The 26,509-nt window shown below is 62.6% G+C and carries 21 protein-coding genes and 1 pseudogene; 13 read left to right on the forward strand and 9 right to left on the reverse strand.

Going from position 1 to position 26,509, the window contains the following annotated elements:
- Nucleotides 1-387 precede the first annotated feature (387 nt).
- Entirely contained in the window at nt 388-1,341 is a 954-nt protein-coding gene (locus ACZ2IA_RS20150; RefSeq protein ID WP_470294382.1) for a LysR substrate-binding domain-containing protein, read from the reverse strand.
- 147 nt (nt 1,342-1,488) lie between these two features.
- On the opposite strand from ACZ2IA_RS20150, the gene ACZ2IA_RS20155 reads away from it, so the two are divergent.
- The 3 genes from ACZ2IA_RS20155 to ACZ2IA_RS20165 all read left to right on the forward strand — a co-directional run bounded on the left by ACZ2IA_RS20155 (nt 1,489) and on the right by ACZ2IA_RS20165 (nt 4,157).
- Nucleotides 1,489-2,682 carry a M20 aminoacylase family protein gene (locus ACZ2IA_RS20155; protein ID WP_470294383.1) on the forward strand — a complete coding sequence of 398 codons (1,194 nt, stop codon included), beginning with the start codon at nt 1,489-1,491 and terminating at the stop codon, nt 2,680-2,682.
- Between the two features lie 69 nt (nt 2,683-2,751).
- Nucleotides 2,752-3,540 carry an ABC transporter substrate-binding protein gene (locus ACZ2IA_RS20160; protein WP_470294384.1) on the forward strand — a complete coding sequence of 263 codons (789 nt, stop codon included), beginning with the start codon at nt 2,752-2,754 and terminating at the stop codon, nt 3,538-3,540.
- 419 nt (nt 3,541-3,959) lie between these two features.
- Nucleotides 3,960-4,157, forward strand: coding sequence for a ribbon-helix-helix protein (locus ACZ2IA_RS20165; protein ID WP_470294385.1), 198 nt, complete (start codon nt 3,960-3,962; stop codon nt 4,155-4,157).
- Between the two features lie 9 nt (nt 4,158-4,166).
- Here the strand turns inward: ACZ2IA_RS20165 and ACZ2IA_RS20170 are convergent, their stop codons facing one another.
- Entirely contained in the window at nt 4,167-5,909 is a 1,743-nt protein-coding gene (locus ACZ2IA_RS20170) for a SulP family inorganic anion transporter (RefSeq protein WP_470294386.1), read from the reverse strand.
- A gap of 278 nt (nt 5,910-6,187) precedes the next feature.
- Between ACZ2IA_RS20170 and ACZ2IA_RS20175 the strand changes: the two genes are divergently transcribed.
- From ACZ2IA_RS20175 to ACZ2IA_RS20185, 3 genes are all read left to right on the forward strand, one after another.
- Entirely contained in the window at nt 6,188-6,430 is a 243-nt protein-coding gene (locus tag ACZ2IA_RS20175; protein ID WP_470294387.1) for a class I SAM-dependent methyltransferase, read from the forward strand.
- A 170-nt stretch (nt 6,431-6,600) separates the two neighbouring features.
- Complete coding sequence (locus tag ACZ2IA_RS20180; protein ID WP_470294410.1) at nt 6,601-6,684, forward strand: hypothetical protein; 84 nt, start codon at nt 6,601-6,603, stop codon at nt 6,682-6,684.
- A 167-nt stretch (nt 6,685-6,851) separates the two neighbouring features.
- Nucleotides 6,852-7,298, forward strand: coding sequence for a hypothetical protein (locus ACZ2IA_RS20185; RefSeq protein ID WP_470294388.1), 447 nt, complete (start codon nt 6,852-6,854; stop codon nt 7,296-7,298).
- A gap of 787 nt (nt 7,299-8,085) precedes the next feature.
- Here ACZ2IA_RS20185 and alkB read toward each other — a convergent pair.
- From alkB to ada, 3 genes are read right to left on the reverse strand one after another with little or no spacing between them, the layout of a single operon-like run.
- Nucleotides 8,086-8,733, reverse strand: coding sequence for a DNA oxidative demethylase AlkB (alkB, locus tag ACZ2IA_RS20190; protein WP_470294389.1), 648 nt, complete (start codon nt 8,731-8,733; stop codon nt 8,086-8,088).
- An 11-nt stretch (nt 8,734-8,744) separates the two neighbouring features.
- Nucleotides 8,745-9,494, reverse strand: coding sequence for a 2OG-Fe(II) oxygenase (locus ACZ2IA_RS20195; RefSeq protein WP_470294390.1), 750 nt, complete (start codon nt 9,492-9,494; stop codon nt 8,745-8,747).
- Entirely contained in the window at nt 9,491-10,570 is a 1,080-nt protein-coding gene (gene ada, locus ACZ2IA_RS20200) for a bifunctional DNA-binding transcriptional regulator/O6-methylguanine-DNA methyltransferase Ada (RefSeq protein WP_470294391.1), read from the reverse strand. Before ada ends, ACZ2IA_RS20195 begins: the two co-directional genes overlap by 4 nt.
- A gap of 350 nt (nt 10,571-10,920) precedes the next feature.
- Here ada and ACZ2IA_RS20205 point away from each other — a divergent pair, with 350 nt between their 5' ends.
- A complete protein-coding gene (locus ACZ2IA_RS20205) occupies nt 10,921-12,594 on the forward strand; it encodes a methyl-accepting chemotaxis protein (RefSeq protein ID WP_470294392.1) in 1,674 nt (557 codons plus the stop codon).
- A 126-nt stretch (nt 12,595-12,720) separates the two neighbouring features.
- On the opposite strand, the gene ACZ2IA_RS20210 is transcribed toward ACZ2IA_RS20205, so the two are convergent.
- Entirely contained in the window at nt 12,721-13,455 is a 735-nt protein-coding gene (locus tag ACZ2IA_RS20210) for a GntR family transcriptional regulator (protein ID WP_470294393.1), read from the reverse strand.
- A 205-nt stretch (nt 13,456-13,660) separates the two neighbouring features.
- Between ACZ2IA_RS20210 and ACZ2IA_RS20215 the strand changes: the two genes are divergently transcribed.
- The 5 genes and pseudogenes from ACZ2IA_RS20215 (at nt 13,661) to ACZ2IA_RS20235 (ending at nt 20,727) form a co-directional block, all read left to right on the forward strand.
- A complete protein-coding gene (locus ACZ2IA_RS20215) occupies nt 13,661-14,956 on the forward strand; it encodes an MFS transporter (protein ID WP_470294394.1) in 1,296 nt (431 codons plus the stop codon).
- Between the two features lie 393 nt (nt 14,957-15,349).
- A pseudogene (locus tag ACZ2IA_RS20220) lies at nt 15,350-16,389 on the forward strand (serine hydrolase domain-containing protein).
- A gap of 114 nt (nt 16,390-16,503) precedes the next feature.
- Nucleotides 16,504-17,739, forward strand: coding sequence for a serine hydrolase domain-containing protein (locus ACZ2IA_RS20225; RefSeq protein WP_470294395.1), 1,236 nt, complete (start codon nt 16,504-16,506; stop codon nt 17,737-17,739).
- Between the two features lie 121 nt (nt 17,740-17,860).
- On the forward strand, nt 17,861-19,000 hold the full coding sequence (locus tag ACZ2IA_RS20230) for a porin (protein WP_470294396.1): 1,140 nt from the start codon (nt 17,861-17,863) through the stop codon (nt 18,998-19,000).
- Nucleotides 19,001-19,086: 86 nt separating this feature from the next.
- Nucleotides 19,087-20,727 (forward strand): methyl-accepting chemotaxis protein, encoded by a 1,641-nt coding sequence (locus tag ACZ2IA_RS20235; RefSeq protein ID WP_470294397.1) that lies wholly within the window; start codon nt 19,087-19,089, stop codon nt 20,725-20,727.
- A 336-nt stretch (nt 20,728-21,063) separates the two neighbouring features.
- On the opposite strand, the gene ACZ2IA_RS20240 is transcribed toward ACZ2IA_RS20235, so the two are convergent.
- Nucleotides 21,064-22,464: an MFS transporter gene (locus tag ACZ2IA_RS20240; protein WP_470294398.1), complete on the reverse strand. Its 1,401-nt coding sequence runs from the start codon at nt 22,462-22,464 to the stop codon at nt 21,064-21,066.
- Nucleotides 22,465-22,509: 45 nt separating this feature from the next.
- Entirely contained in the window at nt 22,510-23,694 is a 1,185-nt protein-coding gene (locus tag ACZ2IA_RS20245) for a M20 aminoacylase family protein (RefSeq protein ID WP_470294399.1), read from the reverse strand.
- Between the two features lie 172 nt (nt 23,695-23,866).
- On the opposite strand from ACZ2IA_RS20245, the gene ACZ2IA_RS20250 reads away from it, so the two are divergent.
- On the forward strand, nt 23,867-24,820 hold the full coding sequence (locus ACZ2IA_RS20250) for a LysR family transcriptional regulator (protein WP_470294400.1): 954 nt from the start codon (nt 23,867-23,869) through the stop codon (nt 24,818-24,820).
- A 563-nt stretch (nt 24,821-25,383) separates the two neighbouring features.
- Here the strand turns inward: ACZ2IA_RS20250 and ACZ2IA_RS20255 are convergent.
- On the reverse strand, nt 25,384-26,388 hold the full coding sequence (locus ACZ2IA_RS20255; RefSeq protein ID WP_470294401.1) for a zinc-dependent alcohol dehydrogenase family protein: 1,005 nt from the start codon (nt 26,386-26,388) through the stop codon (nt 25,384-25,386).
- Between the last annotated feature and the right edge of the window lie 121 nt (nt 26,389-26,509).

Consider the following 26,509-nt stretch of genomic DNA (forward strand, 5'->3'; position numbering starts at 1 on the left):
AAATCTTTGGATTAACCCAAAAAGCTGAGCCTGAACACTCAGCGGAACGCCGAAAGGCCACTGGAAGTGGCGAGCCGGCTCTTCGGTGGTAATCGCGGCAGCTGACATGCCTGCCGCAAACCTGGTTTTTCAACAGAATCGGTCGAAAGCGACCTTTCCCCAAGGACCAGTTTCGATCCTAAGCAGACCTTCGTGAAGCTCACGAAGTGTTCAGAAAAGCGGAGGCGATTCAACCACCAGCGCCGGCATTCGGCCTTGGGCTATCTGAGCCCAATAGAATTTGAGCCGCGCCAGGCGCTGCTCAGAGCTTAACTAACCGGCCACCGAGCTCGGGACAGACCGGTTCAGGTAGCTGCGCAAGCCTTGGCGACCGCGCGCCATCAGCCCCTATACCAACAAGGTCAAGGTATCGAACAACTGCCGATCCTCCTTCTTCGCCGAACGGGCATGGCGGCGAATCACCTGCAGCAGGCAATCGATGAAACACTGCGCCGCGCTACTGAGCGTGCTGTTGCGCCGGCGGACGATGCTCAGCTGACGCGGCGTGAAGGTTTCCGCCAAGGACACGGCCTGCAATCGGCCGAGAAACGGCGGGGCCAGGCTCAGGATGGCCGGCCCCCATGTGCACATCTCGGCCCGCTCGATCATCAGTTCCAGCATCGCCAGCGAATGCGCCCGCACGATGCGCTGCTCGTCGAGGCGCGCGCCGTGTCGCCAGAACAGCTCGTGCATCAGGGCATCGTGGCCGTCGGGCGCATAGTTCAGGGCCCAGTTCTGATCGAGCAGCTCGTGGATGGAGCGACAATGCTGACGCGCATGACCGCGCCGCATCATCACCGCGGTCTGATAGTCGAACAGCGTCTCGCTGGTGAACTCCGCCGACGCCGGCGATGGCTGCAACTGCCCAATGGCAAAGTCCATACTACCGTCGCGGAGCAAGGGCTGCGCCACCGCCATCAGGCTTTCGAACAGCTCCAGCTGCACTTCCGGCATCTGCTCGCGAAACAGCAGCACTACCTCGGGCAAGAAGGTCAGCATGATCCACGGCGTCACGCCGACGCTGAGCCGGCCGGCGCTTTGCCCTTTCAAGCGCTCCAGCTCGCCCTGGGCCTGTTCGAGCTGCTTGAGCACCAACCGGGCGTGCAATAGCAAGGCCTTGCCATACTCGGTGAAGCTCAGCCCACTGGGCGCACGAATCAGCAGGGGAACCTGCTGCCCGACCTCCAGCTCGCGCAGCGCACGGGTCACGGCCGCCTGCGAAATCCCGAGCAAGCGGGCCGCTCCCCGTATGCTGCCTGTCTCGGCGCTCGCCACCAGCGCCTGCAATTGATGCAGTTTCATCGCCAACCCACCCGACAACTAATTGTTGTCATCATAACGAAACGGCGTCTTCCTGGCCCGGGTTCCACTTACTAAGATCGATGCCAATGCCACTCTCGATCCACATCGGAAGCGGCACTCATCGACGGATTTTCGTAAGGCTCCCCCATGCACGCAGACTTTGTCCTGCCCGGCATCGCGATCTTCGAAGAAGAAATGATCGCACTGCGCCGGCGTATCCATGCCCACCCGGAACTGGGCTTCCAGGAAGTCGCCACCAGCGACCTGGTGTCGGAATGCCTGGAAGCCTGGGGCTATCAGGTCACCCGCGGCCTGGGCGGCACCGGCGTGGTCGGGACGTTAAAGAGCGGTACCGGCCCGGCGCTGGGTCTTCGCGCGGAAATGGATGCGCTGCCGATTCAGGAAGCCACCGGCCTCCCTCATGCCAGCCGGATCGACGGGATGATGCACGCCTGCGGCCACGACGGCCATACCGCGATGCTGCTCGCCGCCGCGCGCCACCTGGCCGACACCCGCGCCTTTCATGGCACGCTGAACTTGATCTTCCAGCCCGCCGAAGAGGGGCTGGGCGGTGCCCGCAAGATGCTTGAAGACGGCTTGCTGGCGCGTTTCCCCTGCGATGCCATTTTCGCCATGCACAACCTGCCGGGCTATCCGGCCGGCAGTTTCGGCTTCGTCAGCGGCCCGTGCATGGCGTCGGCCGACACCGTCACCATCCGCGTACTGGGTAACGGCGGGCACGGCGCGATGCCGCACAAGGCGGTCGACCCGGTAGTGGTCGCGGCCTCGATCGTGATGGCGCTGCAAAGCATCGTGTCGCGCAATGTCGATCCGCAGGAGGTCGCGGTCGTCACCGTCGGCGCCCTGCACGCCGGTTCGGTTGACAACGTGATCCCCGCCAGCGCGGAAATGAGCCTGAGCGTGCGCGCGATGACACCCGAGATGCGCGACCTGCTCGAGCGCAGGATCACCGAGCTGGTACACGCCCAGGCCGCCAGTTTCGGCGCCCGGGTCGAGATCGACTACCAGCGTCTGTACCCCGCCCTGATCAACCACCCCGTCGAGACCGAGCTGGCCCGCCAAGTGGCGCTCGACTGGCTGGGAGAAGCGGGCCTACATGCCATGCGGCCGATCACCGCCAGTGAAGATTTCGCCTTCATGCTGGAACAGTGTCCCGGCAGCTATCTGACCATAGGCAACGGGCCGGGCGAAGGCGGCTGCCTGCTGCACAACCCGGGCTACGACTTCAACGACCGCTGCCTCGCGCTCGGCGCGAGCTACTGGGTCAAGTTGGCCGAACGCTTCCTGGCCGCGGAGCGTCGCCCCGCCAACGCGTACTGAGTGCGACCCCGCGACCCGGTTGAGGCCGGGGCGGGATCGCCTACCATCCACTACAGAGGAGACAACGAGATGAACAAGAAAACGATTAGCCTGGCCCTGGCATTGCTAGCGGCATCAGGCCTGGCGTCCGCCGCAGACTGGTCGGGCAAGACGATCCGCCTCGGCATCGACCCTACCTATCCGCCGTTCGAATACAAAACGCCGGACGGCAAACTGGCCGGCTTCGGCGTTGACATTGCCGAAGCGCTCTGTCAGCAGCTGCATGCCAAGTGCGTGTGGGTGGAAAACAGCTGGGACGGCATGATCCCAGCTCTGCAGGCCAAAAAGATCGACGCGATCGCATCGTCGATGCTCATCACCCCCAAGCGCCAGGAGCAGATCGCGTTCAGCAACAAGATTTCCAATGCGCCATCCCGCCTGGTGGCCAGGAACGGAGCCAATCTGCAGCCCACCGTGGCCTCGCTGAAGGGCAAGCGCATCGGGGTCGAACAGGGCTCCAGCCAGGAGGCCTATGCGAAAGCGATCTGGGCGCCGGCCGGTATCGACGTGGTGTCCTACCAGAACCAGGACCTGGTCTACAACGACCTGGTGACGGGACGGCTGGATGCCTCGCTGCAATCCACCATCCAGGCCAACGACGGCTTCCTGAAGAAGCCGATCGGCAAGGGCTTCGCCTTCTCTGGCGGACAGCTCGACGATCCCAAGTTCTTCGGCATCGGCGACGGCATCGGCTTGCGCAAGGAAGACGTCGCCCTGCGCGAGGACCTCAACAAGGCCATCGCGACCATCCGGGCCAACGGCACCTACAAGCGCATCAACTACAAATACTTTGATTTCGACATTTACGGCAGCAAGTAAGCGGCTAGGATACTGAGAAGGCCGCCGGCAATGCCCAAGAAATAGCCCTAGGCACCGAGGCACTTAGGGCTGTTTACATGTGGGGATGAAGCCTGTTCGCCTGGTCTGTCCCGAGTTCGGCGGACACTTCTGACCGGCCGCTTTTAGCTGATTGCGGCCTATCAGTCACATTGGATCGAACGCTAGCTCGGGCGTTGTAGGGCGGGACGAAGTAGTGTGCAAGTCAGAAGCAATTTCGCCATTCTGACAACAGCAGGACCTGAAGGGCAAATCTAGCAGATGTCATCGGCACAGATGCCAGCTTCACCGGCATCCGAATTGCTAGTACGTCAACGGCTTCTTCCGTGTGGAAGTGGATGATCCCGCCTCTCGATGCACATATAATGTGCATTGGATTAACAGATTCAGCCCGATTCGCTATGGAAAGCAAAACTGCCCGTCTCACACTGCTGATCGATCCGGAGAAGAAGAAAGCCTTCGAAACGCTGTGCGCGGCTCAGGATCTGACGCCATCCCAGGTCGTTCGCCAATTGATCCGGGAGTACCTGGAGCAGCATGGGGTGGAGTACGCCACCAAGAGCAAGATCGGTACCCCGCAAACGGGCCACGCCAAGTAGCCGGCCAGCCTATTTGTCATGGTGGCCGTGGAAAAACCGCTGGCTGGTCTTGAGCACGTTCTGCGCATAGTCGCTCAGCCGGTGTGGATGCCCGCCATCCTCCTGAGCGAGGACGGTCTGATCGGCATGGGCGAGCACCGTCGAAAACTCCTCCGCATAGTCCCCCTCCGCTAGCAACGCCAGAATCCCGGCCCTCCCGAGCTTGCTGTGAACGCGGTGGTTGGCTTCGCAGAGCATTACACGCACGCCGCGCTTCTCCAACTTACCGATCACTTCCTCCAGGGTTTGCAACCCGGTGATGTCCATGAACGGCACCCGCCGTAGCCGCAGGATCAGGATGTGCGGATCGGTATGAGTTTGCAGCAAGGCGCGCTCAAAGTTTTCGACCGCGCCGAAAAAGAACGGCCCGTCGATTTCGTAGACCAACACCCCCTTGGGCAGAGCGAACAAACCCTGGCTGGAGAGCTCCATCTTCAGTTCCTGCTCGCCGAGCTGCTGCACTTCTACGGCCGTCGCCATGCGGCGTAGGAACTGCAAGATCGCCAGGGTCACACCGATGTTCACGGCCAACACCAGGTCGGTGAAGACGGTCAGCAGAAAGGTGATCAGCAGAATGGCCACGTCGGCACGGGGCGCGCGGCGCACCATGTGGGCGAAGTGCCTCAGCTCGCTCATGTTGTAGGCGACCACGAACAGGATGGCCGACAGCGCGGCCAGTGGGATATTGGCCGCCAGCGGCGCGAGGAACAGCACGATGACCACCAGGGTCAGGGTGTGGGTGATTCCCGCCAGTGGGCTGGTGCCGCCGTTGCGGATGTTGGTGGCGGTGCGGGCGATCGCACCCGTCGCGGCGAAGCCGCCGAATAGCGGTGTCGCGATATTCGCCAGCCCCTGGCCTATCAGCTCCTGGTTGGAGTCATGCTTGGTGCCGGCCATGCCATCCGCCACCACGGCCGAGAGCAGCGACTCGATCGCGCCGAGCATCGCAATCGCAAACGCCGGGCCGATCAGCTCGATCACCTGTGCCGCCGTCACCGATGGTAGGCCTACGCTGGGGAGGCCTTGCGGAATGCCGCCAAAGGCGTTGCCTATCGTGGCGACGCCCCGAAACTGGAAGATCGATTGCAAAATGGTGGCGACCACCATGGCCACCAGCGGGCCCGGCACGCGCTGCAAGCCCCGGAGGCGGGGCGAAAATATCACCAACAGCAGGCTGAGCACCGCGAGGCCGGTGGTGGCCGGATGCAGCTGTGGCAGCGCCTGAATCAAATGCCACAGCTTCTCGTGGAAGTGCGTGCCGACCACGCGGGGTAGGCCGAAGAAGTCCTTCCATTGGCCGACGAAGATGATGACGCCGATGCCCGCGGTGAAACCGACGATGACCGGAGCGGGGATGAACTTGATCACGCCCCCCATCCTCGCCATCCCCATCAAGACGAGCATGAAGCCGGCCATTAGCGTGGCGACCTGCAAGCCACCAATGCCGTACTTCGCCGTTACTCCCGACAGGATGGCGATGAAGGCTCCGGTCGGGCCGGCAATCTGCAGCCGGCTTCCGCCCAGGGTGGACACCATGAGGCCGCCGATGATGGCGGAGTAAAGGCCTTGCTCCGGCCGTGCCCCGGAGGCGATGGCAAAAGCCATCGATAGCGGCAGCGCGACCACCCCGACGACAATCCCCGCCACGATGTTGGGGAGCAGCGCGTGCCTCCCAAACAAGCCGGCGCGCTTTGCTTCCAGAATCGTGATCACCGCTTCCCCCTGACGTTGGCTGGTAACCTGCATTCTATGCGTATGATATGATTTATCAACACACACGTGATTAACATGTAATGTTAATAACAACCGAGGCGCGGCCTGCAAAGTCGAACTTCGCGCCTCTCCGTTCAGGTCGGCCCGCAGAAAAACAGGCAGTCCTCGTCCGTTTGTGCGCGACAGACGATGTAACGCAGGCTCCATCCCTATGCACACAAAGCCTCTATGACGACTGCTACAACGCCCTGAGTAAGCAAGGCGTTCTGGTGGTGAATATGTGCGACTTCGACCAGCAGATTGGCGTCTATGTCTCCCGTATTCGACGTAGTTTTGACAAAGCCGTGGTCGTGGTTCGATCCGAGAATGGCACCAACAAGATCGTCTTCGCGATCAAAGGCGATGGCTTGCTGTATTCGGAAAAGCAACTGTTAGCGCAGGCCCGTCATCTCGAGCAACGCCATCCGATTGCGTTGCAGAATCTGGCACGCCTGTTCAAGGCAAGCCAGCGCAACGGTTAACTTCTTGACCCGGCAAAGCGATTATGTCAATGAGATGGCTGCGCCGGTTGACTGGGAATGAATGTGATCAGCAGGCTAACCGTCGCGCGGGGGCTTGATTCAGTCTGTATAATGAGCAAAGTCGTGGATGTAAAAGACAGTAACGGAACCATTTGCACGAAGGGGCATCAGTGCTTTTTGTTAGGGATTTAAAGGTAAAAGGCACTTCCATTACGTTAAGGAGAGGAAAGGTAAAACATTCACCTCACTTCTAACGAATAAGAAATTGAGTGTCGAGCTGAAAAGTAAAAAGATAGGGTGCTGAACCCAAGCTTTTTGAAAAAGACCTGATTCGAAGGAGCAATGTCGATTGATTACGAGGCTTGCCGCTCAAATCAGAAAATCATGACCCCGTAAATAACAAAAGAGTCTGTAGCTCATCATGCTCAACATCAACTACATCTTCGGCGAGCGGTACCGTAGGTTTCTGCGTCTTCCCAGCGTAGCCAATATCGAGGTCATCAATTACAAAGGCGTCGACCATGTCATCATCACCGAGTTGGTCGAGAATGAAGGACAGAACGTCACGGAATGTGCGCCAGACTTACTGACCTTCCTGCATCACGAGCTGCTGCCGGCCCACAACATCGAGGCGGACTCTTGCCTTTGGTACGAACGCTACGACCATCGCAGCCTGGGTAACGAAGACGATGCCACCCGGATCTCGGCAATCATCGCGCCATACGCGATGTCGACCGGCCGGTACACCGAGGCTGACTGGCACTATTGCGGGCACTCGCTGCCCGCGGCGCTGAACGAAGGGCTGGCTCACCGGGACGCGCGTCGTCAAAGCATCGCCAACGAGAGTGGCCTGGGCTCCGAGCACTAGCCAGACGCGAGGCGTCTATCTCTTTAGGTACTAGGGGAGCGCCCGTTCTTGACCTAGAACGGAAGTAGTACAGATTGGCCGCTGGCGTTGGCTCGCCGTAGCTAGCATGTTATATGTGAGCAGTCAGTTACTCGCTGCTAGAAACCGCCTGCTGCATAATGGCGACTGATCAAGACGCTCGCCAACCAATGGCTAATAGCCAGAATGGAAAAAAATGACTGCCGACCAAATTCAATGCTGTTGGTGCAATAAGGTATCAAACCGGTCCGAGCTGCTTGGGCCTTCGGCCAACCTTTGCCCGCACTGTGGGGACCCCGTGCTTCCCGTGTCATTCGGTAGTCTGGAACTGGGACGCCGATTTGCCTGCAGCATTGGGGGTACCTGGACGAAGATATCCGAAACTACCGCCGAACTGCACGACTCGGGATCGGCGGATGAGCCATGCAAGTTCAAAGCGGACGAGCAGGTCTATCCATTTTGAATCTATGACATAAGGCTGAGTCGCCTTGGCTCGAGTAGGCACTGTTCAGTGCCTGATCTGAGGCGGCTGGTCTGTCCCAGATCGGGGGGATAGTTGCTTGAGCCCTGAGCCGTGCCTGGTTCGTGCCGATAACAATGGCTTTGCCTGTTTCCCTATCCGACTCCCGCACTATTCGTTCGGGCACCGCCACTCTCTACCAGCCGCCAATCAATCCCTCCCGGCGTTGTCGCGTCTCTTGCCGTCCACCTTGTGCTGTCTGCGTCAGGGCGACGGGCAGGATCGCTTCGCTGCGTTTTGTTAGCGGCGCTAAGCCGCTTTGCGGAACGTCAGGTTGATGCGATGTCCGCCCAGCTGCGGATGGCATCCTTCCTTGAGCGGCATCACGCCGTGATAGCGCAGCCGCGCCGGCCCGCCCCAAACCACCACATCACCGTGCGTCAGCGGCAGGCGCATAGATTTGTCGTCTCTCCGCGATCCGCCGAACAGGAAAACCGCCGGTAGGCCGAGCGAGACCGAGACGATCGGCGCGCCATAGTCACGCTCGTTCTTGTCCTGGTGCAACGAGAGCCGCGCGCCGGGCTCGTACCGGTTGATGAGGCAGGCGTCCGGCTCGAAACCGTCGAAGCCGGCGCTGGCCGCCGCGTCTTGTGCCAGTTGCAGAAAGACCACTGGCAGGCGGGGCCAGGTCCGGCCGCTTTCCGGGTCTAGCACATCGTAGCGGTAACCGGTGCGATCGCTTACCCAGCCAAAGGTGCCGCAGTTCGTCATCGCCACCGACATGCTAAAACCGCCCGGCGTGACCATGTGGCGGAACGGCGCCTCGGCAGTGATGACAGCTAGCGCGGCGAGCAAGGCCGTGTCGTTCGGCACGGCGAAACCGCGCAGCACCACCGCGCCCGGACACGGCTCCTCGCGCCATGTCCGGCCCTGGTCTCCGAATAGATCCTCCGTCATTGCCGGCGGTCTCACGTTGCGTCGTGGAAGATGACGCCGATCGTGTGGCGGTGGCCCGAGTGCAGGCGGCTCACGCCATGGCGCAGGTTGACGCGGTACACCCCGCGCGTGCCCTGTACCGGCCGGTGGTGAACGGCGAACACCACGGCGTCGCCTTGCCTGAGCGGCACGACTTCCGGCCGCGACTGCATGCGCGGGCGTTGCTCGGTCAGCACGAACTCGCCGCCGGTGAAGTCCCGGCCCGGCTCGGACAGCAGGATGGCCACCTGGATCGGGAAGACATGCTCGCCGTACAAGTCCTGATGCAGGCAGTTGTAGTCGTCCGTTCCGTATTGCAGCAGCAGCGGCGTCGGCCGAAGCTGGCCCGCCGCGTGGCAGCGGGCGATGAAGTCGGCGTGCCGTTCCGGGTAGCGAACGGCGATGCCCATCGCGGCGTTCCAGCGATTGGCGATCGGCACCAGGTGCGGATAGATCGAGGTGCGCAACCCGGCAACCATGCCGGGCAGCGGATAGCCGAAGTACTTGTATTCGCCACGGCCGAAGCCGTGACGGCCCATCACGACCCGGCTGCGGAATAGCTCGTCTATCGGGTATAAACCGGCCAGCGCGGCGCACTCCTCCGGCGTGAGCAGGCCTTCGACCAGCGCGCAGCCTTGTGCGTCGAGATCGTTCGAGACCCGCTCCCAATCGAGCGCCGCCACCCGACCGGCGATGTCCTGCGCCGAAGTAGTCATCAGCGCTTCCTTCAGCGGTGCATTCATGCTTTCGACTCCTTCTCGAGCAGCGCGCGCTTACGCTCCACCCCCCAGCGATAGCCCGACAGCCCGCCGTCGTTGCGCACCACGCGATGGCACGGGATGGCGACGGCCAGCGCGTTCGCCGCGCACGCTCCCGCCACGGCCCGCACCGCCTTCGGCGCGCCGATACGGTTGGCGATGTCGGTGTAACTGGCCGTTTCGCCGGCCGGAATCTCGCGCAGCGCCTGCCAGACGCGCTGCTGAAACGCCGTGCCGCGCACGTCCAGCGGCAAGTCCAGGCCGATCGCCGGTGCTTCGACGAACCCCACCACTTGGGCGACCAGCTGTTCGAATTCGCCGTCGCCGCCGATCAGTTTGGCGCGTGGGAACCGGTCTTGCAGATCGCGCGCCAGTGCGTCGGGATCGTCGCCCATCAGAATGGCGCAAACGCCACGCTCGCTCTGCGCGACGAGGATCGCCCCGAGCGAGCACTCGCCAATGGCGAAGCGGATCTCGGTATTCGCGCCGCCAGTGCGGTAGCTGGTCGGCGTCATGCCCAGGACCTCGTTTGACCTTGCATAGAAGCGGCTGTTGGCGTTGTAGCCCGCGTCGAAAATGGCTTCCGTCACCGTACCGCTGCGGCCGAGTTCGTTACGGACGCGTTGCTCGCGCTGCGCCGCCGCGTATTCCCTCGGCGTCAAGCCGGTGACCTGTTTGAACACGCGGTGAAAGTGATAGGTACTCACGCCGACCCGCTTGGCCAACTCGTCGAGGCTCGGTACGTTCTCCGACGCCTCGATGATCCGGCAGGCCACGGTGACCTTCGCCGCGTGTTGCTCGGTCAGCGTTGGCTGATCGGGCTTGCAACGCTTGCAGGGCCGGAAGCCCGCTTGCTCGGCCTCCTCGCATGTAGCATGGAAGCGGACGTTTTCGGGCCGTGCCAGTCGAGCCGCACACGAAGGGCGGCAGTACACGCCCGTGGTCTTGACCGAGTAATAAAACGTGCCGTCCGCGTTGGGGTCACGAGCTACGACAGCGGCCCAACGGGGGTCGTGCTGCGTTGTGGCGGCGTGTTGGGCATTTTTCGTTGAGGCGTTCATGGTGCCTTCCTTTCAGCGGTCCACAGGATGAATGTGAATTTAGCCGTGGGCGCTCACCGTGGCACTCCGAAGCTTGCTCTCAAATTCGACCCTTGATCCCCTCGGTCTTAGACACACGCGGGCTGTGATTGGCACGGCCTCGCTTTGCATCAAACAGGTAGGCGGTTTGGGTGGATGCCGCTTGGCCACCAGAGCGATACCGTTGAGCTAGCTCGACTGGCCATCGGAGCGGCTTGGTTTATTATTCCCAAAATAACCATTAAACATATAAATGCAGCAATTCATTAATTTTTATCATTATTTAATCGAGCTAAACTGTTAAAAATTTACACCGCATTGGGATGTCACCCTTGGCGCCGTACATCCTGTTTGCGATTAAACCTTTGGGAGACGCTGGGATGGTTCAGGAAACAACGATTCGCCACAAGCTGGGGCTGTTGACGTTGCTGGTGTTCCTTTTCATTTCAGCCGTGGCAGGCTGGGTGTTGTTCAATGAGCGCAAGGACTTGCTGGACTCTCGGCGTGCCACTACCCGTCATCTGGTGGACGTCAGCTATTCGGTGCTATCGCATTATGGCCAGCTGGCTAAAGAGGGCAAGATGCCGCTAGAAGCCGCCAAGGCGGCGGCGGCAGACGCGATCGCCAGCCTGCGCTACGAAGGTGGCAACTATTTCGCGCTGTACGACACGAGTTACCGCATGCTCCGGCACCCGATCAAACCGGCGCTGAACGGCAAGGATCAAAGCCAGCTTAAGGATCCCAATGGGGTTCGTCCCGTCGTCGAACTGGTGGACGCGGCCAAGCGCGGAGGGGGTGAATTTGTCGACTACCTGTGGTCCAAGCCCGGCCATGATGTGCCGGTGGCCAAAGTGAGCACCAGTCGGCTCTACGCGCCTTGGGGCTGGGTGCTGGCGACAGGTATCTATGTGGATGATGTGGAGGCGGAGTTCCAGCGCAAAGCGTGGCTGCTAGTTGGCTGGATCGGCGCGGGTTTGCTGCTGCTCGTGCTGGCGTCGTGGCGTATCGCGCATAGCATCAGTCATCCCTTGGAGGCTTTGCGCGATCATATGGCCGAGATCGCCAGCTCCGGAGATCTGACCTCCGGCAACCGGCCAAAGAGCGGCGGGGAGGTTGGCCAGATCGGCGAGGCGTTCTTCTCTTTGATCGATCGCTTTCGTCACATCCTGAACGAAGTAACGCAGGGCACACGGGAGGTGTCCGACGAAATTGTCGAGCTGGCGCGCAACCTGAAGGTGATCGAGGACAGTTCGGCCACACAGAATCAATCGGCGATGGCCACCGCCGCGACGGTGGAGCAAATCAGCACCAGCATCGCCCACATCACCGCCCACTTGGGCGAAGTGGCCGGCTTATCGGAGCAAGCTCACGAATTGACTCAAGAAGGGCGTGCGGCGGTGGGGCGCGCCACCGACGAAATGGAGCGCATCGCCGCGTCGGTGAGCGAGTCCAGCCTGGTGGTGCAAACACTGGGTGAGCGCTCGCAGCAGATCTCCACCATCGTTTCCACGATCCGTGAGATTGCCGACCAGACCAATTTGCTGGCGTTGAATGCCGCCATCGAAGCCGCACGGGCCGGCGAATCCGGCCGCGGTTTTGCGGTGGTGGCGGACGAGGTGCGCAAGTTGGCCGAACGCACCAGCCAAGCCACTCAGCAGATCACCGCGATGACCGACTCCATCCAACGCGATACCGGCCATGCGGTGCAACGCATCCAGGGCGTCAGCGAACAGGCCTTGAAGGGCGTAACGCTGACCGGCGAAGCCTCCGTAAAGGTGTCGAGCATCGACGAGCGCACGCGCGAGGTGTCCAGTATTCTCGGCGACATCACCGACGCCTCCGGCGAGCAGTCCAAGGCTAGCCAAGACATCGCCCGCAACGTCGAAGCCATTTCGCAGATGAGCCATCAGAACAGCCGCGCGATCGGCGAGATCGCCGCCGCTTCGGAGCGCCTGGCGGCGATGGCGTCGCGTCTGGATGGAGCGGTGGCGCAGTTCCGGGTGTAGCCGTTCGCTTATTGGATGGCACGTCCACACCGTGGTAGGCATGTCGAATGATTGATTCGGGCTGGGGCGGAAATAGGTGAGATCCGGCTGCTTCGGCCCAGCCTGTCCTGATTGGTTCAGGTCTTTCTACCCCGCCTGTTGCTGGCTTTGAGCGGAAGAGGTGGCCCCGTTCATGGCTGCGCTCAAGGCTTTCATTACCTCTATGGCCGTGTGTTCCGAATGCTCGCGTAGCAGTCGTGCTAAACGTTCACCATCACGCGTGGACAGTGCATTCATGATTGCTTCGTGCTCCTGCAGCGATTCGCGCCAGCGCAACACGTCGGCATTGGCACTGCCACGCGCGCGGTGGATTTTGCTCATTAGCGAGGCATACAGGCCGGACAGTACCTGGTTGTCGGCTGCATCGACGATACGCTGGTGAACTTCCTGGTTGGTGCGGTAATAGGCCGAGCGCTTACCGTCGCGGTGATATTCCTCCATCTGGCGGTGACAGTCTTCCAGTGCGGCCAATTCCTTGGCATCGATACGTTGTGCGGCGAAACGACCGGCCGTTTCCTCCAGCCCGTGAAGCACTTCGAAGATTGACGCAATTTCTTCTTCGTCGATCGGCGCGACCCGAAAGCCCATGTGTTGGCGGTGTGTCACGTGCCCTTCGGTGACCAGTGTTTTCAGGGCCTCGCGCAGCGGGGTCTTGGAGATGTCGAATTGTTCGCACAACTCCTTTTCGTCGATGTGCTCCCCGGGCGCCAGCTCCCCTTCCAAGATCATTTCACGCAATCGTGCCGCGATCGTCGCGTACATGCCTGCGCCACGCAAACTGGCGCGCCGGCGCGTGCTGCCCGGTTTTGCCTTTATGTCCATGCTTCATACCTTCTGATGGCTATTGCAGACCGTATTGTCTTACTAGGATAAACCCCAGGCAAAGAAAAATAGTTAATCGTTAAAAATCAATAAGTTATGTAATTTGTAATTATTCATTAAGTGTCATATACTTCGTCCAGCACGTGCAGCCCAGGCTGGAGAGCTCCCGGCCGCTGACCCGCTTCAGATACTCTTCGGAGGAAACATGGAATCAACGACCACAACCGTGGCGGTGCAAGGCAAGACCGGCGTACGCTGGAAAATCTTCCTGATCATGTTGCTGTTGATCTCGATCAACTATGTGGACCGGGCCTCGCTGTCCGTTGCCATGCCGCTCATCTCCAAGGAGTTCAATATCAGCCCGGCCATGCAGGGGCTGATCCTCAGTTCGTTCTTCTGGACCTATGCCTTCATGCAGATCCCCGGTGGCATGCTGGCCGACCGCTTCAAGCCACGCATCGTCATTGCGATGGCCACCTTGTTTTGGGGGTTCTTCCAGGGCATCGCCGCCGTGTGTTCGACGGCGACCGCGTTGATCCTGACCCGCTTGGGGCTGGGCGCGGCAGAAGCGCCGATTTACCCGGCTGGCGGCAAGCTCAATGCGATGTGGATGACGCGGCATGAGCGCGGCCGCGGCGCGACACTGCTCGACGGCGGCGCACCGCTCGGCGCAGCGCTGGGGGCGATCATCATTTCCGGCCTGATTTCCGAGTTCGGCTCCTGGCGCACCTCGTTCGTGATAGCCGGGGTCGGCACCATGCTGGCAGGCTTGTGCGCCTGGTATTACATCCGCAACAACCCAAGCGAACATCCCGCGGTCAATAAGGCCGAGGCCGACTACATCGAAGCCGCATTGCGCGAAGAACATAGCGAGGAGCCGACCAACGCCAGCGGCCGCAGCCTGGATTTCTTCAAGTTCCGTTCGGTGTGGTGCATGTGCCTGGGCTGGATGTGCTTCAACACGGTGTTCTACGGCCTGTTGACCTGGATGCCGAACTACCTGAACAAGGTGCACGGCTTCGATATCAAGCAGATGGGCGGCGCCAGCTTCATCATCTTCTTCAGCGGTTTTGTCGGTGAGCTGGTCGGCGGCTGGATTGCCGACAAGTGGAAGGCCGCCGGCGGCTCGCCTAACCGGGTGATGCGCACGCTGTTCGGCATCGCTGCCGTGGTGGCCACTATCTCGATCTTCTCGGTCGCCTACACCAAGAGCCCGGTGGCGGTAGTGGTGCTGCTGTCGTCAACGCTGTTCTTCCTGCGCTGGTGCGGCCTGTACTGGTGCCTGCCTTCCACCCTCGGCACCCGCAACAAGATCGGTTTTCTCGGCGGGCTGATGAATCTGGGCGGCAACATCGGCGGCATCTCGGTTCCGATCATCGTCGGCATGATCGTGCAATTCACCGGTTCGTACTTCTTGGCGCTGATGTTCTTCGCCGCGGCCGGCGTGGGCTTGTTCGTCTGCTCGACCCTGATCGACTACGAACGCAAGCTGCCGGTTTGATTTGGTCTTTACTAATTTCCCATTGAATTTTCATTCGTGGTGTGGAAGTCGTTGCAACTGGCCGGTTACGACACACACCAGGTCAAGGGCTGGGGCCGACTGTTCCAGGAAGTGATGTAAGCAATGCCCAACCGCCACGCCGCCCAGGTTATGGGCAGGCGTGGCTGGTGATGACATCCAAACACATGCAGGAGCTCTTGAATGAAAGTGGCATCTATCGTTGGCGGTGTGTTAGTGCCCGTGATGTGCGCGGGTGTTCCGGCCTGCTATGCACAGAATAGTGTGGGTAGGGAGGCGGGCAGTACGCAGACCATGACAAAGCAGAAGGTGCAGGTCGATCTGCCGAGCGCTGTTCCGGAGGCGCTCGGCGTGGATTCCGAGCCGCTCATCCAGATGTCGCAGTGGATCCGCGACCAGAAGCTGGACGTGCGCAGCCTGCTGGTCGTCAAAGACGGCAAGGTGATTTTCGAGCGTTATGGCGATGGCCTGACGCGCGACCACAACTACGAGTTGTATTCGGTCACCAAGACCGTCACTTCGCTGCTGGCCGGCATTCTGGCGGGCGAGGGCAAACTCAGCCCGAACGACCCGGTGGCGCCGGCGCTGAGCAAGGCGCATCCGGACCTTGCCAAAGCGTTGGCCGACAAGGGCAATCTGCAGCTGCGTCATCTGCTGGCTATGGCGAGCGGCCTCTATTACCAGACCCGACAGGCACCGATCCGCTCTATTACGACACCCCCTACCGCCTACAGCTGGCGGCCAATACCCAGCCCAAGGTCACGCCTGGCACCAAGTTCGATTACACCGACGTCAACCCGGTACTGGTCGGCGCCATGGTGAGCTCGGCCGCCGGCGAGCGCGAGGACGCGTTTGCCCGCGAGCGCCTGTTCGGGCCACTGGGTATGAGCCACTACCGCTGGACCGGCGTCGATGGCACCGGCTCGGTGTCGGGCGGCTGGGGCCTGCGCCTGCGCGCGATGGATATGGCCAAACTCGGCCAACTGATGCTCGATGGCGGCAAGTGGCAAGGCCGTCAGATCGTGCCGCAAAGCTGGATCGAAAAGATGGCCACCCCGAGCCCGGCCGCCGCCGATTACGGCTACTACTGCTGGATCCATCACATCGTGACGGATCGCCCCGAGTTCGGCGCGATGGGCTTCAAGGGCCAGTTCATCACCGTGCTGCCGAACGAACACGCCGTGGTGGTAATGACCAGCCTGCTGCCCACCTCGATGGATCTGCGGGATTCGCCCTACATCAACCTGTATCGCCGCATGGTTAACGGCTACATCCTGCCGGCGCTACATCCTGCCGCCAGGCCCGTACCGAGCGCCAAGCGCACGGCCGCACTGCGCAAGGAGCTGAAACTGAGCCAAGAGAGCCACGGCATCCCCGGCACCGCTACCGCACCCAACGATACCCCACAGCTGTAACCCCCTGTTCAGGGCGGGCGCCAACCGGCCCCGCCAGCGCAGAACCGACACATGCCGCTTTCCACGGACAGGGGACGCTGTGCGCCTGCAGTTCAAACATATGAGGAGACAGAGATGGAAAAGCATTGCGAGAAGCAGCAGCGTACCTGCTGGTCCGGCGCACTACTGCACTGCCTGATACCGCTGGCCGTCTGCGGTGCCATGGCCGGTGCCGCGCAGGCGGCGACCGATACCGCGGCGCCGCTTGACGAACCGGGCCTGCAGGCCGCCTGGCCGGAGCAGGCCGGGGTCGACTCGCGCGAGCTGGTGCGGCTGTCGCAGTGGATCCGTCAGCAGAAGCTCGACATACATAGTCTGCTGGTGGTCAAGGACGGCAAGCTGATCTTCGAGCGCTACAGCGGTGGGCTCACCCGTGGCCACAATTACGAACTCTATTCGGTCACCAAGGGCGTGACGGCGCTGGCCGCCGGCATGCTGATCGGCGAAGGGCGTGTGAGCCTCAACGACACGGCCGCCAGCGTGATTGGCCGCTGGCGGCCGGCACTGAAAACCGAGTTCACCGACAAGCAGGACGTTGAACTGCGCCATGTGCTGTCGATGTCGACCGGGCTGCACTACGACTTCAAGCCGAAAGATGACCCGATCTACTACGGCGCGCCCGACCGGCTGAAGCTGGCGGCCGATACCCGTCCCAAGCACCTACCGGGGACGGCCTTCGAATACACCGACATCAATCCGATCCTGGCGGCGGCGATGCTGAGCGCGTCCGCCGGCATGCCGATCGAACAATACGCCCAGCAGCGGCTGTTCAAGCCGCTGGGGATGAGGAACGCGGTATGGGACCGCGCCGACGCCACCGGGCTGGTGTCGTCCGGCTGGGGGCTGCGCCTGCGGCCGGTCGACATGGCCAAGCTCGGCGTACTGGTGCTGCACGACGGCCAGTGGCAAGGGCGCCAGCTGGTGTCGAAGGACTGGATCCGCCAGATGGTGTCGCCCAAGGTGGCGCCGGACTTCGGCTACTACTGGTGGGTCAACAACGTGGTGGCGAACGAGCCGGAAGTCGACACCATGGGCTTCAAGGGGCAGTTCATCACCGTGCTGCCCAAGCACAACACGGTGATCGTGATGACCAGCCTGATGTCGATCGACGGTGGCCTGCGCGATGCGGCCAACCTGCAGACGTACCGCCAAATGGTGCGGGACTACATCCTGCCGGCGCTCGATAACAAGGCGCATGCCGAGGATAGCGCCAGCCGGCACGCGGCGCTGCGCCACGAGCTCGGGCTGAGCGCAACCAGCCAGGGTGTGCCGGGCACCACGGCGGACCCGACCGACAAGCCACGGCTGTAACGCTGCAGCGGGCGGCCGAGTACCGCTCGCTCGTCCAGAAAATTCGCTGTTGCAGTCACAGCGCTGTAGAGCAAGCCATCGCCACAAATATGACGATGTCAAAAATTACAAGGGAGACTTCATGCAGTACCAAAACAATAAGCTGAAACTCGCATTGGCGGCCGCCCTCGCGCTGCCGGCTGCTGCACAGGCCGACGTGACGATTTACGGCTTCGTCAGCGGCGGAATCGAAAGCGCCAAAGCGACCGGCAATCCGGCCAGCGAACTCAAGAGCACCACCCGGGTGGTCGACAACAACTCGCGCCTCGGCTTCAAGGGGAATGAAGATCTGGGTAACGGTCTGAAGGCGATCTGGCAGGTGGAAAGCAGCCTGCGCAACTTCGAGCAGGGCGGCGTCAACGACAAGGGGCAGAGCGCCACGCTGGCCACGCGCAACAGCTTCGTCGGCCTGCAGGGCAGCGACTGGGGCACGGTGCTGCTCGGCAACTACGACAGCGCGTACAAGCGCCTGACCGACGTGGGACTCAATGTGCTGGGCGACACGGTGGCGGACCAGACCGGCGGCAACGGCGTCGTATACAGCCGACGCTATGCACGGCTGGCCAATAGCGTGCATTACACCTCGCCGGTATGGTCCGGGGTGCAGCTGGGCGTATCGTACGGTCTGGACGAAGCGCGCCCGACCGCGAGCAACGGCACGCGCCAGAACGACGACCGTCTCGATCTCGCGGCCAACTACACCATCGGCAGCCTGCAGCTGGCGCTCGGTTACGACCGCGAGGGCGACAAGCTCAACGCCGCTTCCAGCGCCGACGGCCAGCAGCGCATCGACGGCTACAAGCTTGCCGCCAGTTACCTCTTTGCCTCCAGCCGCACGCTGATCGGCGCCGGCTTCGAACGGGTGAAGATCCGCAACAACGGCAGTCCGGACACCAACCAGAACGACTGGCTGATCGCCCTGTCGCAGCCCTTGACCGGCGCGCTGACGCTGAAGGCCGGTTATGCCCAGCTCGGCAAGCTCGACGGCGCGAGCAGCCCGGACGATTTCAAGGCGAAACAGTGGCTGGCCGGCGTGACCTACGACCTGTCCAAGCGGACCCAGCTGTACGCGTATGGAACCCGCATCCACAACAACCGCCAGCAAAACGCCAACTTTCCCAACAACCCGGTGTTCAGCAGCGGGATCGGAACCGCGGCCGCCGCGCTGGCCAAGGGTGACAATCCGCAAGCCTTCGGCATCGGCATGAAAACCGCGTTCTAAGCGTGGTGCTACGGGCGCCGGTGGCCGGCGCCCGCCGTCCGCCCCATTTCGCTTTTCCGATCCAATCCAGCTCTGTAGGAGCGCTCATGGTGTTTAGCCGTTTGTCAGTGCGCAGGCGTTTGGCGCTGATCATCGCCCTTTCCTTGCTCGGGTATGCCAGCCTGGTGGCGGTAGCCGTCGTATCGATCCGGCAATCCTTGTATCAAAGTTACCAGACCTCGATCCGCAACATCGTCACTACCGGCTATCACGCCCTCGACTACTTCCATCAGCAGGAAACGAGCGGGCGGATGACTCGAGACCAGGCGCAGACCGCGGCAAAAGAGTATTTGCGCGGGCTGCGCTACGGTAACAACGATTACTTCAACCTGTTCGACTATCACACCCGCAGCGTGATGCACCCGATCCACCCCGAGTTCGAGGGCAAGGACCAGTCGCACCAGAAGGATTCGCATGGGGTGCCGTTTGTGCAGATCATGGTCGCCAACGCGGCGACGTCGGCCGAGCGGGCGGCCTTCCAGAGCACTGAATTCCCCCGCCCCGGCACCAAGGAGCCGGTGGCCAAACTCCAGTTTCTGCGCGGCTTCGAGCCATGGCAGTGGGTATTGGCATCCGGCGTCTATCTGGACGAAGTGGACCGGGTATTTCGCGAGAAACTGGTCACCTTTCTGCTGATCGCCACAGCGGGATTGCTGGCCATGGCGACATTGACCTTTTTCATTTCACGCAGCCTGATGCGCCAGCTCGGCGGTGAACCGGCCTACGCGGCAGGGTTGCTGCAGCAGGTAGCGGCCGGCAATCTGGCGGTCGAGGTGCAGGTGGCCGCCGAGGCAAAAGCCAGCATGCTGGGGGCGTTGCAGACGTCGCTCGCCTCGGTAAGAACCGTCCTGGCCGAAATCGGCGCCAGCGCCGGCAAGGTGGCGGCCCATTCGCAGGCGATCGGTGCTTCGGCCCAGAGCGTGACCAGCGCCTCCCATGGTCAATCCGATGCCACCCGCGCCGTGGCCGCGGCCGTCGAACAGCTGTCGGCCAGTATCGAGCACATCTCGGCAGGAAGCCGGGAAACCGAACACAATTCTGCCCGCGCAGTCGAGCTGGCGAGGCTCGGCCAGTCCAAGGTGGGCGAGGCCGCTGCCGCCATGCAGGGCATCGCCGGAACGATAGACGCTACCGTGCGGCAGATTGGCCAGCTGGTGACGCGCACCGACGAGATCGGCTCGGTCGCCGGCGTGATCAAGGACATCGCCGCCCAGACCAACTTGCTGGCCCTCAACGCCGCCATCGAAGCGGCCCGGGCCGGCGAACAGGGCAGGGGCTTCGCCGTGGTGGCGGACGAGGTTCGCGGTCTGGCCGAGCGCACCGCCAAGGCAACCGTAGAGATAGAACAGATGATTTCCACCGTTCAAGCGGACACCCAGTCCGCCGTGGGCTGCATTCAGTCGGCCGTGCCCCAGGTGGAAACCGGGGTGCGCCTGGCAGAGGAGGCTGCGCAATCACTGGGAGAAATCCGGAGTGGGACCGATGTCACCTTGGTACGGATACGGGATGTCGCTACGGCGACACGGGAACAAAGCGCGGCCAGCGTCGCCATTTCCCGGCAGGTGGAACAGATCGCGCACATGGTAGATAGCACGAACGAAGCGGTATGCCACATCGCGGGAGCCGTGGCTGAGCTGGAACAGTTGTCAGCAAGGTTGAACAAGATGGTCGGACATTTTCAGTACTAGGGCCCGCACGCCGGCCAGGTCCAGGATGGGCTTTGTAAATGGTTGGGACGCTTCTATCTGGGGGCTTCTTCAGGAAGGTGAATGCCATTGGCAATGGCTGTGGCCATGAAAAATGCTCCAACAAATTTCGGCTGTTGGAGCATTTTTTGGAGCAAAGGATTAGCGCGTCAATTGTTGGAGCAGGCTGCGATTGTGACCGGAACCATAAGTTGGCCACTAGGTAGAAGCATAAGATGGCCAGCAGCCCAAGTGTAGGTCCGAATTGGCCGCCAAACTGAGGGCAGACCAGACAACGCGGTTCAAGTGCATACAATTGGTCGGTCAGGCGCCACAGGGTTACGCGAATGGCCGATGGCATCGTCGCGCACCGATGAAAAAAGCCGTGGCCTTTTCGGGCGCACGGCTTGTCATGAAGGGAGGGGGCCGGCGGGCTAGTCGAGCGGCTTTCCGGCGGTTTCCTTCACCATCGTCAGCCCGACCAGGGTGGCGCACAGGCACAGCATCACGTACAGCGCCGGGGCGTTGTTGTTGCCGGTCAGGCCGATCAGCCCGGTGGCGAAGAACTGCGCAAAGCCGCCGAACACCGACACACCCAGACAGTAGACCAGCGACAGCCCGGTGGCACGGATCGCGCGCGGAAACAGCTCGGACAGCATCACCACCGACGGCACGGTGATCAGCACCAGCAGCAGCGTGGTGACCAGCGACACCGCCAGCAGCGTGCCCAGCGGGGTAGCGGTTCATCAGCACGAAGGCCGGGTAGATCAGCACCAGCATCGGGATGCTGCCCAGGGCGATGGTGCGGCGCCGGCCGATGCGGTCGCTGAGCCGGCCGGCCCAGATCGACAGGCCGATCTGGATCAGCGCGCCCAGGCACGAGGCGGCGATGCCCATCGTCATCGGCAGGTGCAGCACGGTGACGGTGTAGTTGGTCATGTAGTCGAGCACGATGTAGCTGGACGCGGTGCCGCCGATCACCAGCAGCACGCCGGCCAGCAGCATCCGGCGATGGCGGGTGACGATCAGCCGCAGACCGGATGGAGCGTCGTCGTCCTGCTGCGTCTCGGCGGCGGTCTCGTCGAGATGGCGGCGGATGTAGACGCCGACCGGGATCACCAGGATGCCGAGCACGAAGGGCAGGCGCCAGCCCCAGCTCTCCAGCGAGGCGGGCGAGAGGCCGGTGCTCAGCGCCAGGCTGACCAGCGAGCCGAGCAGGAAGCTCAGTCCCTGGCTGAACAGTTGCCAGCTGCCGTAGAAGCCGCGGCTATTGTCGTCGGCGAACTCCATCAGCATCGCGGTGGACGCCCCGACCTCGCCGCCGATGGCGAAGCCCTGCACCAGCCGCGCCAGCACGATCATGAGCGGCGCGGCCAGACCAATCTGAGCATAGGTCGGCGCCACGGCGAACAGCGCCGAACCGAGCGCCATCAGCCATAAGGTCAGCGTCATCGCCGGCTTGCGGCCGACCCGGTCGGCGTAGGCGCCGAGCACCAGGCCGCCGAGCGGGCGCATGCCGAAGCCGACGCCGAAGGTGGCGAGCGACAGCAAGAGCTGGCCGAGCGCGCTGTGCACCGGGAAGAACTGCCGGCCGATCAGCGTGGCGAAGAAGCTGTAGACGGAAAAATCGTAGAATTCCAGGCCGGCGCCGATGGTGATCGCGGCGATGGCGCGCGCGCTGATCGGCGGGCGGACGGAGGCGGCGGTAGCGGCCGCCTGCGGGGAAACGGTAGCAGACATGAGGATTCCTCGGGCCATATGACTGGCGGGGCAGACGGCGGCCGATCAGGCCAGGAAGGTTTCGACCAGGCGCACCCAGTAGCTCGCGCCAAGCGGCAGGCAGGCGTCGTTGAAGTCGTAGCCGGGGTTGTGCACCATGCAGCCGCCTTCCCCGTCGCCGTCGCCGTTGCCGATGATCAGATAGCAGCCCGGGCAGCGCTCCAGCATCACCGCGAAGTCCTCGCTGCCGGTCAAGGGCGCCACGTCGGCGATCAGCTCGTCCTCGCCGAGCCAGTCGAGCGCCACCTGGCGCGCGAACGCGGTGGCCTCGGCGTGGTTGATCAGCGCCGGGAAGCGCTGCGCCTCGTCGACCTCGACGCTGGCGCGGGCGCCGAAGCTCGCCGCCTGCGCTTCGGCCAACCTGGTGATGTGTTCGATCAGCTGGTCGCGCACCGACGGTTTCAACGCGCGCACGCTCAAGTGCAGCTCGGCGTGGTCCGGGATCACGTTGGCGGCAAGGCCTGCATGGAACGCGCCGACGGTGACCACCGCAGTGTCGAGCGGGTCGACATTGCGCGCGACGATGCTCTGCAGCGCCATCACGATCGCCGAGCCGACCAGCACCGGGTCGACCGCCTTGTGCGGCACCGCGCCGTGGCCGCCGACGCCGTCGACGCGGATCGTCACCGTGTCGGTCGATGCCATGAACGGGCCGGCGCGAAAGCCGAACTTACCAGTCGGTAGGCCCGGCATATTGTGCATCGCGAACACCGCGTCGCAGGGGAAGCGCTCGAACAGCCCATCGTCCAGCATGCGCTGCGCGCCGCCGTCGCCTTCCTCGGCCGGTTGGAAGATCACCGACAGTGTGCCGTCGAACTGTCGGCTTTGCGCCAGGTGCTTGGCCGCCGCCAGCAGCATCGCGGTATGGCCGTCGTGGCCGCAGGCGTGCATCACGCCCTCGTGGCGGCTGGCGTAGGGCAGGCCGGTCTGCTCGACGATCGGCAGCGCGTCCATGTCGGCGCGCAGGCCGATCACCTTGCTGCCGCTGCCGTGGCTGATCAGGCCGACCACCCCGGTGCCGGCTAGGCCGCGGTGCACCTGGTAGCCCCATTCCTCGAGCCGGGCCGCGATCAGCTCGCTGGTGGCGAACTCCTCGAAGCCGAGCTCCGGGTGGGCGTGGATATGTTGGCGCAGCGCGATCATCTCGTCTTCGATCGCGCGAATGCCGGGCAGCACATGTGGGCTGGTCATCTACTTCTCCTTGTCGTTGCTCCCCCGCTTGGGCGGGTGTCTGGGCCAGTCCCGACGGCCGGATTCGGCCGACTTATGCCCTGTGATCGTAAGGAGCTGGCGAACATGCCGGCAGTCGCAAAATGGTTGGACTGAAAACCGCAGGTTGACGGGGGAAGGGCGGGAGGAGCGGATGAAACTGCATCAATTGCAGGCACTGGTGGCGATCGCCGACTGCGGCAGCATCCGCGCCGCGGCGCGCCGGCTTGCCGTGTCGCAGACCGCGGTGGCCAAGGCGCTGCGCGAGCTGGAGGCGCACCTGCAGTTGCCGCTGTTGGTGCGCAACGCCAGCGGCGTGGTGTTGACGGCCTACGGCCAGTCGCTGTTGTTGCACGCGCGGCAGATGCTCAGCCAGCTCGAGCGTGCGCAGCTGGAGCTCGCGCACCTGAGCGGCCAGGCCGAGGGGCAGCTGCGTCTCGGCATCTCACCGTGGATGGGCATGACGCTGCTGCCCGAGGTGGTGACGCTGTTCCGCCAGCGCATGCCGCGGGTGCGACTGGAAATCTTCGAAGGGCTGATGGCGGTGACGCTGCCCCGCCTGCGCGACGGCACGATGGAGTTCGCGATCGGACTGGTGTCGGCGCTGCTGCCGCGCCCGGAGTTCGTCAGTGAGCTGCTGTTTTCCTATCAAATGACCGTGATTGCGCGGCACGGCCACCCGAAGCTCGGCTGCCGTTCCATCCACGAGCTGCTCGACCAGGACTGGGTGGTCAACTACCAGGACGCCGGCCACGACAGCTTCATGACTGAGCTGTTCTGGCAGCACGGCGCGCGCATCGACGAGCAGCGCGTGCACCGTGCGCAGTCGCTGCAGCTGATGCTGTCGCTGCTCGAGCAGACCGACATGCTCAGCTACTGTCCGGAACCGATGCTCACCGTGCCGATGTACGGCGAGCGGCTGGCCCGGCTCGACCTGGCCGAGACCTTCGCCACTGACACCATCGGCATCGTCACCCCGCGCAACGCCCAGCTCGGCACCGCCGCCCAATGCTTCGTCGACTGCCTGCTGGAGGTGATCCGCCGCCGCGCCCGTTCGGCCAGGCCGGAGGACACCAGGCTGTTCGATACGCTGGATCTGTTGATCTGAGCGACGAGCCGACAGCGTTCTCCCTTCTGTTCATTTCTTTCACGTCCGGCCATCTCGACAAATCGCCGGGGCTATGCAGGCGATCGATAGGTAACCCTGCCGGCATGTGAATCTGGCCCACTGCGCGCGGCACCAGCGACATGCCAAAGCCGGCGGCGATCATCGGCATAATCGACGTGATCTGTGACGCCTCCTGGCCCAGTTTTGGACTGAAACCGGCCTGGTGGAACGCCACGGTCAGTCAGTGCTTTCACACGAGATCCATACCCTTGAACGTCCATAGCTTCTCTGTGGCAAATCTGCGCACCATACGGCTAACGCTCAACTTCTCCAGCCCAAGGAAATCCACTAGTTCAGCCGTTGCGATCGAGCAAGCAAGCTCATCGATACGAGGGGATTCCCCAGCGACAATCGAGCCTTCCATGGGAAGCATAAGCTGGCCGTTTGGCCATTTTATGGTTCCGGTCACAGGGCTGGCCGGCCTTCAAGGGACAAGCGTTCGGTCTCGCTAGATGATGGGGGGACGAGCCACCCGTTGATGAACGATCAGGAACTGAAGTAGCTCAATGTGCAATGGCGAGCTTGCCGAAGTGCCTCCCGCCTGCACTGAGTTCGGCATAAGCTGCGCTGCTATCGTCGATACCGAATACGCGGTCGATGACCGGCACGATGCGGTGGGCGGCAATGGCCCGGGCGGCTTCCGCCAGGTCAGCCACGGAACCAGTGTTGTTGCCAACGATCCGCAGCGACTTGACGATGATCGGCAGCAGGTCAATCGAGGAGGCCGTGCCGGTGACGAAGCCGACCGTGAACACGGTGCCCCCCATGGTGGCGGCGTTAAGCGAGCGCACGATGGTCGCCCCGCCAACGGTATCCACCACCAGGTCGGCGCCACGGCCCTCGGTGAGCTTCTGCACTTCCTCGTCCCAGGCCGGAGTAGCGCGGTAGTTGACCTGGTGATCCGCGCCGAGCTGGCGTGCGCGCTCCAGCTTTTCATCGGACGACGAGGCTAGGATCACGGTGGCGCCGCATGCCTTGGCGAACTGCAAGGCAAAGATGCTGACGCCGCCGGTTCCCAGCAGCACAACCACCGAACCGGGGCGTACCTGGGCCGAACGCACGGCATTCCAGGCGGTCGTTGCCGCGATAGGCAGCGTCGCACCCTGGACAAACTCAAGGTGGGCCGGCATGGAGACCAAGCTGGCGGCGGGAACGGCTACGTATTCAGCCAGCGACCCCTGCAGCGTGATGCCGCGCATCGCCGCGACATTGCGCGGCGTGATAGCGCCGCCTTTCCAGTCCGGCATGAAATGCGGGATCACCCGATCCCCAACGGACAGGCCGCTGACGCCCTCGCCAAGCGCTGCCACCTCGCCCGCGCCATCGGCGACCGGAATCATCGGAAAGCCCGCGCCAGGAAAGCTGCCCGTTGCGATGGCCACATCCACGAAGTTCAGTGCGGCGGCGCGCAGACGCACCAGCACCTCGCCGCGGCCGGCTTGCGGGTCGGGCAGCTCGGTCTGGCGAAAGGCGCTGAGGGAGGGAGCGGTGAGCTCAATGGCTTTCATGGTTTTTCTCCGTCATGGAATAGGGAAGCAGGCGTTGTGGTCTGAGTGCTTCTGACAACACAAGGCTGCGGGAACAGGTGTCAGTTTTATTTGAAATCGGTGAGAGATAAACTGCGTATTT

Source organism: Crenobacter sp. CS_VA4 (assembly GCF_055597485.1).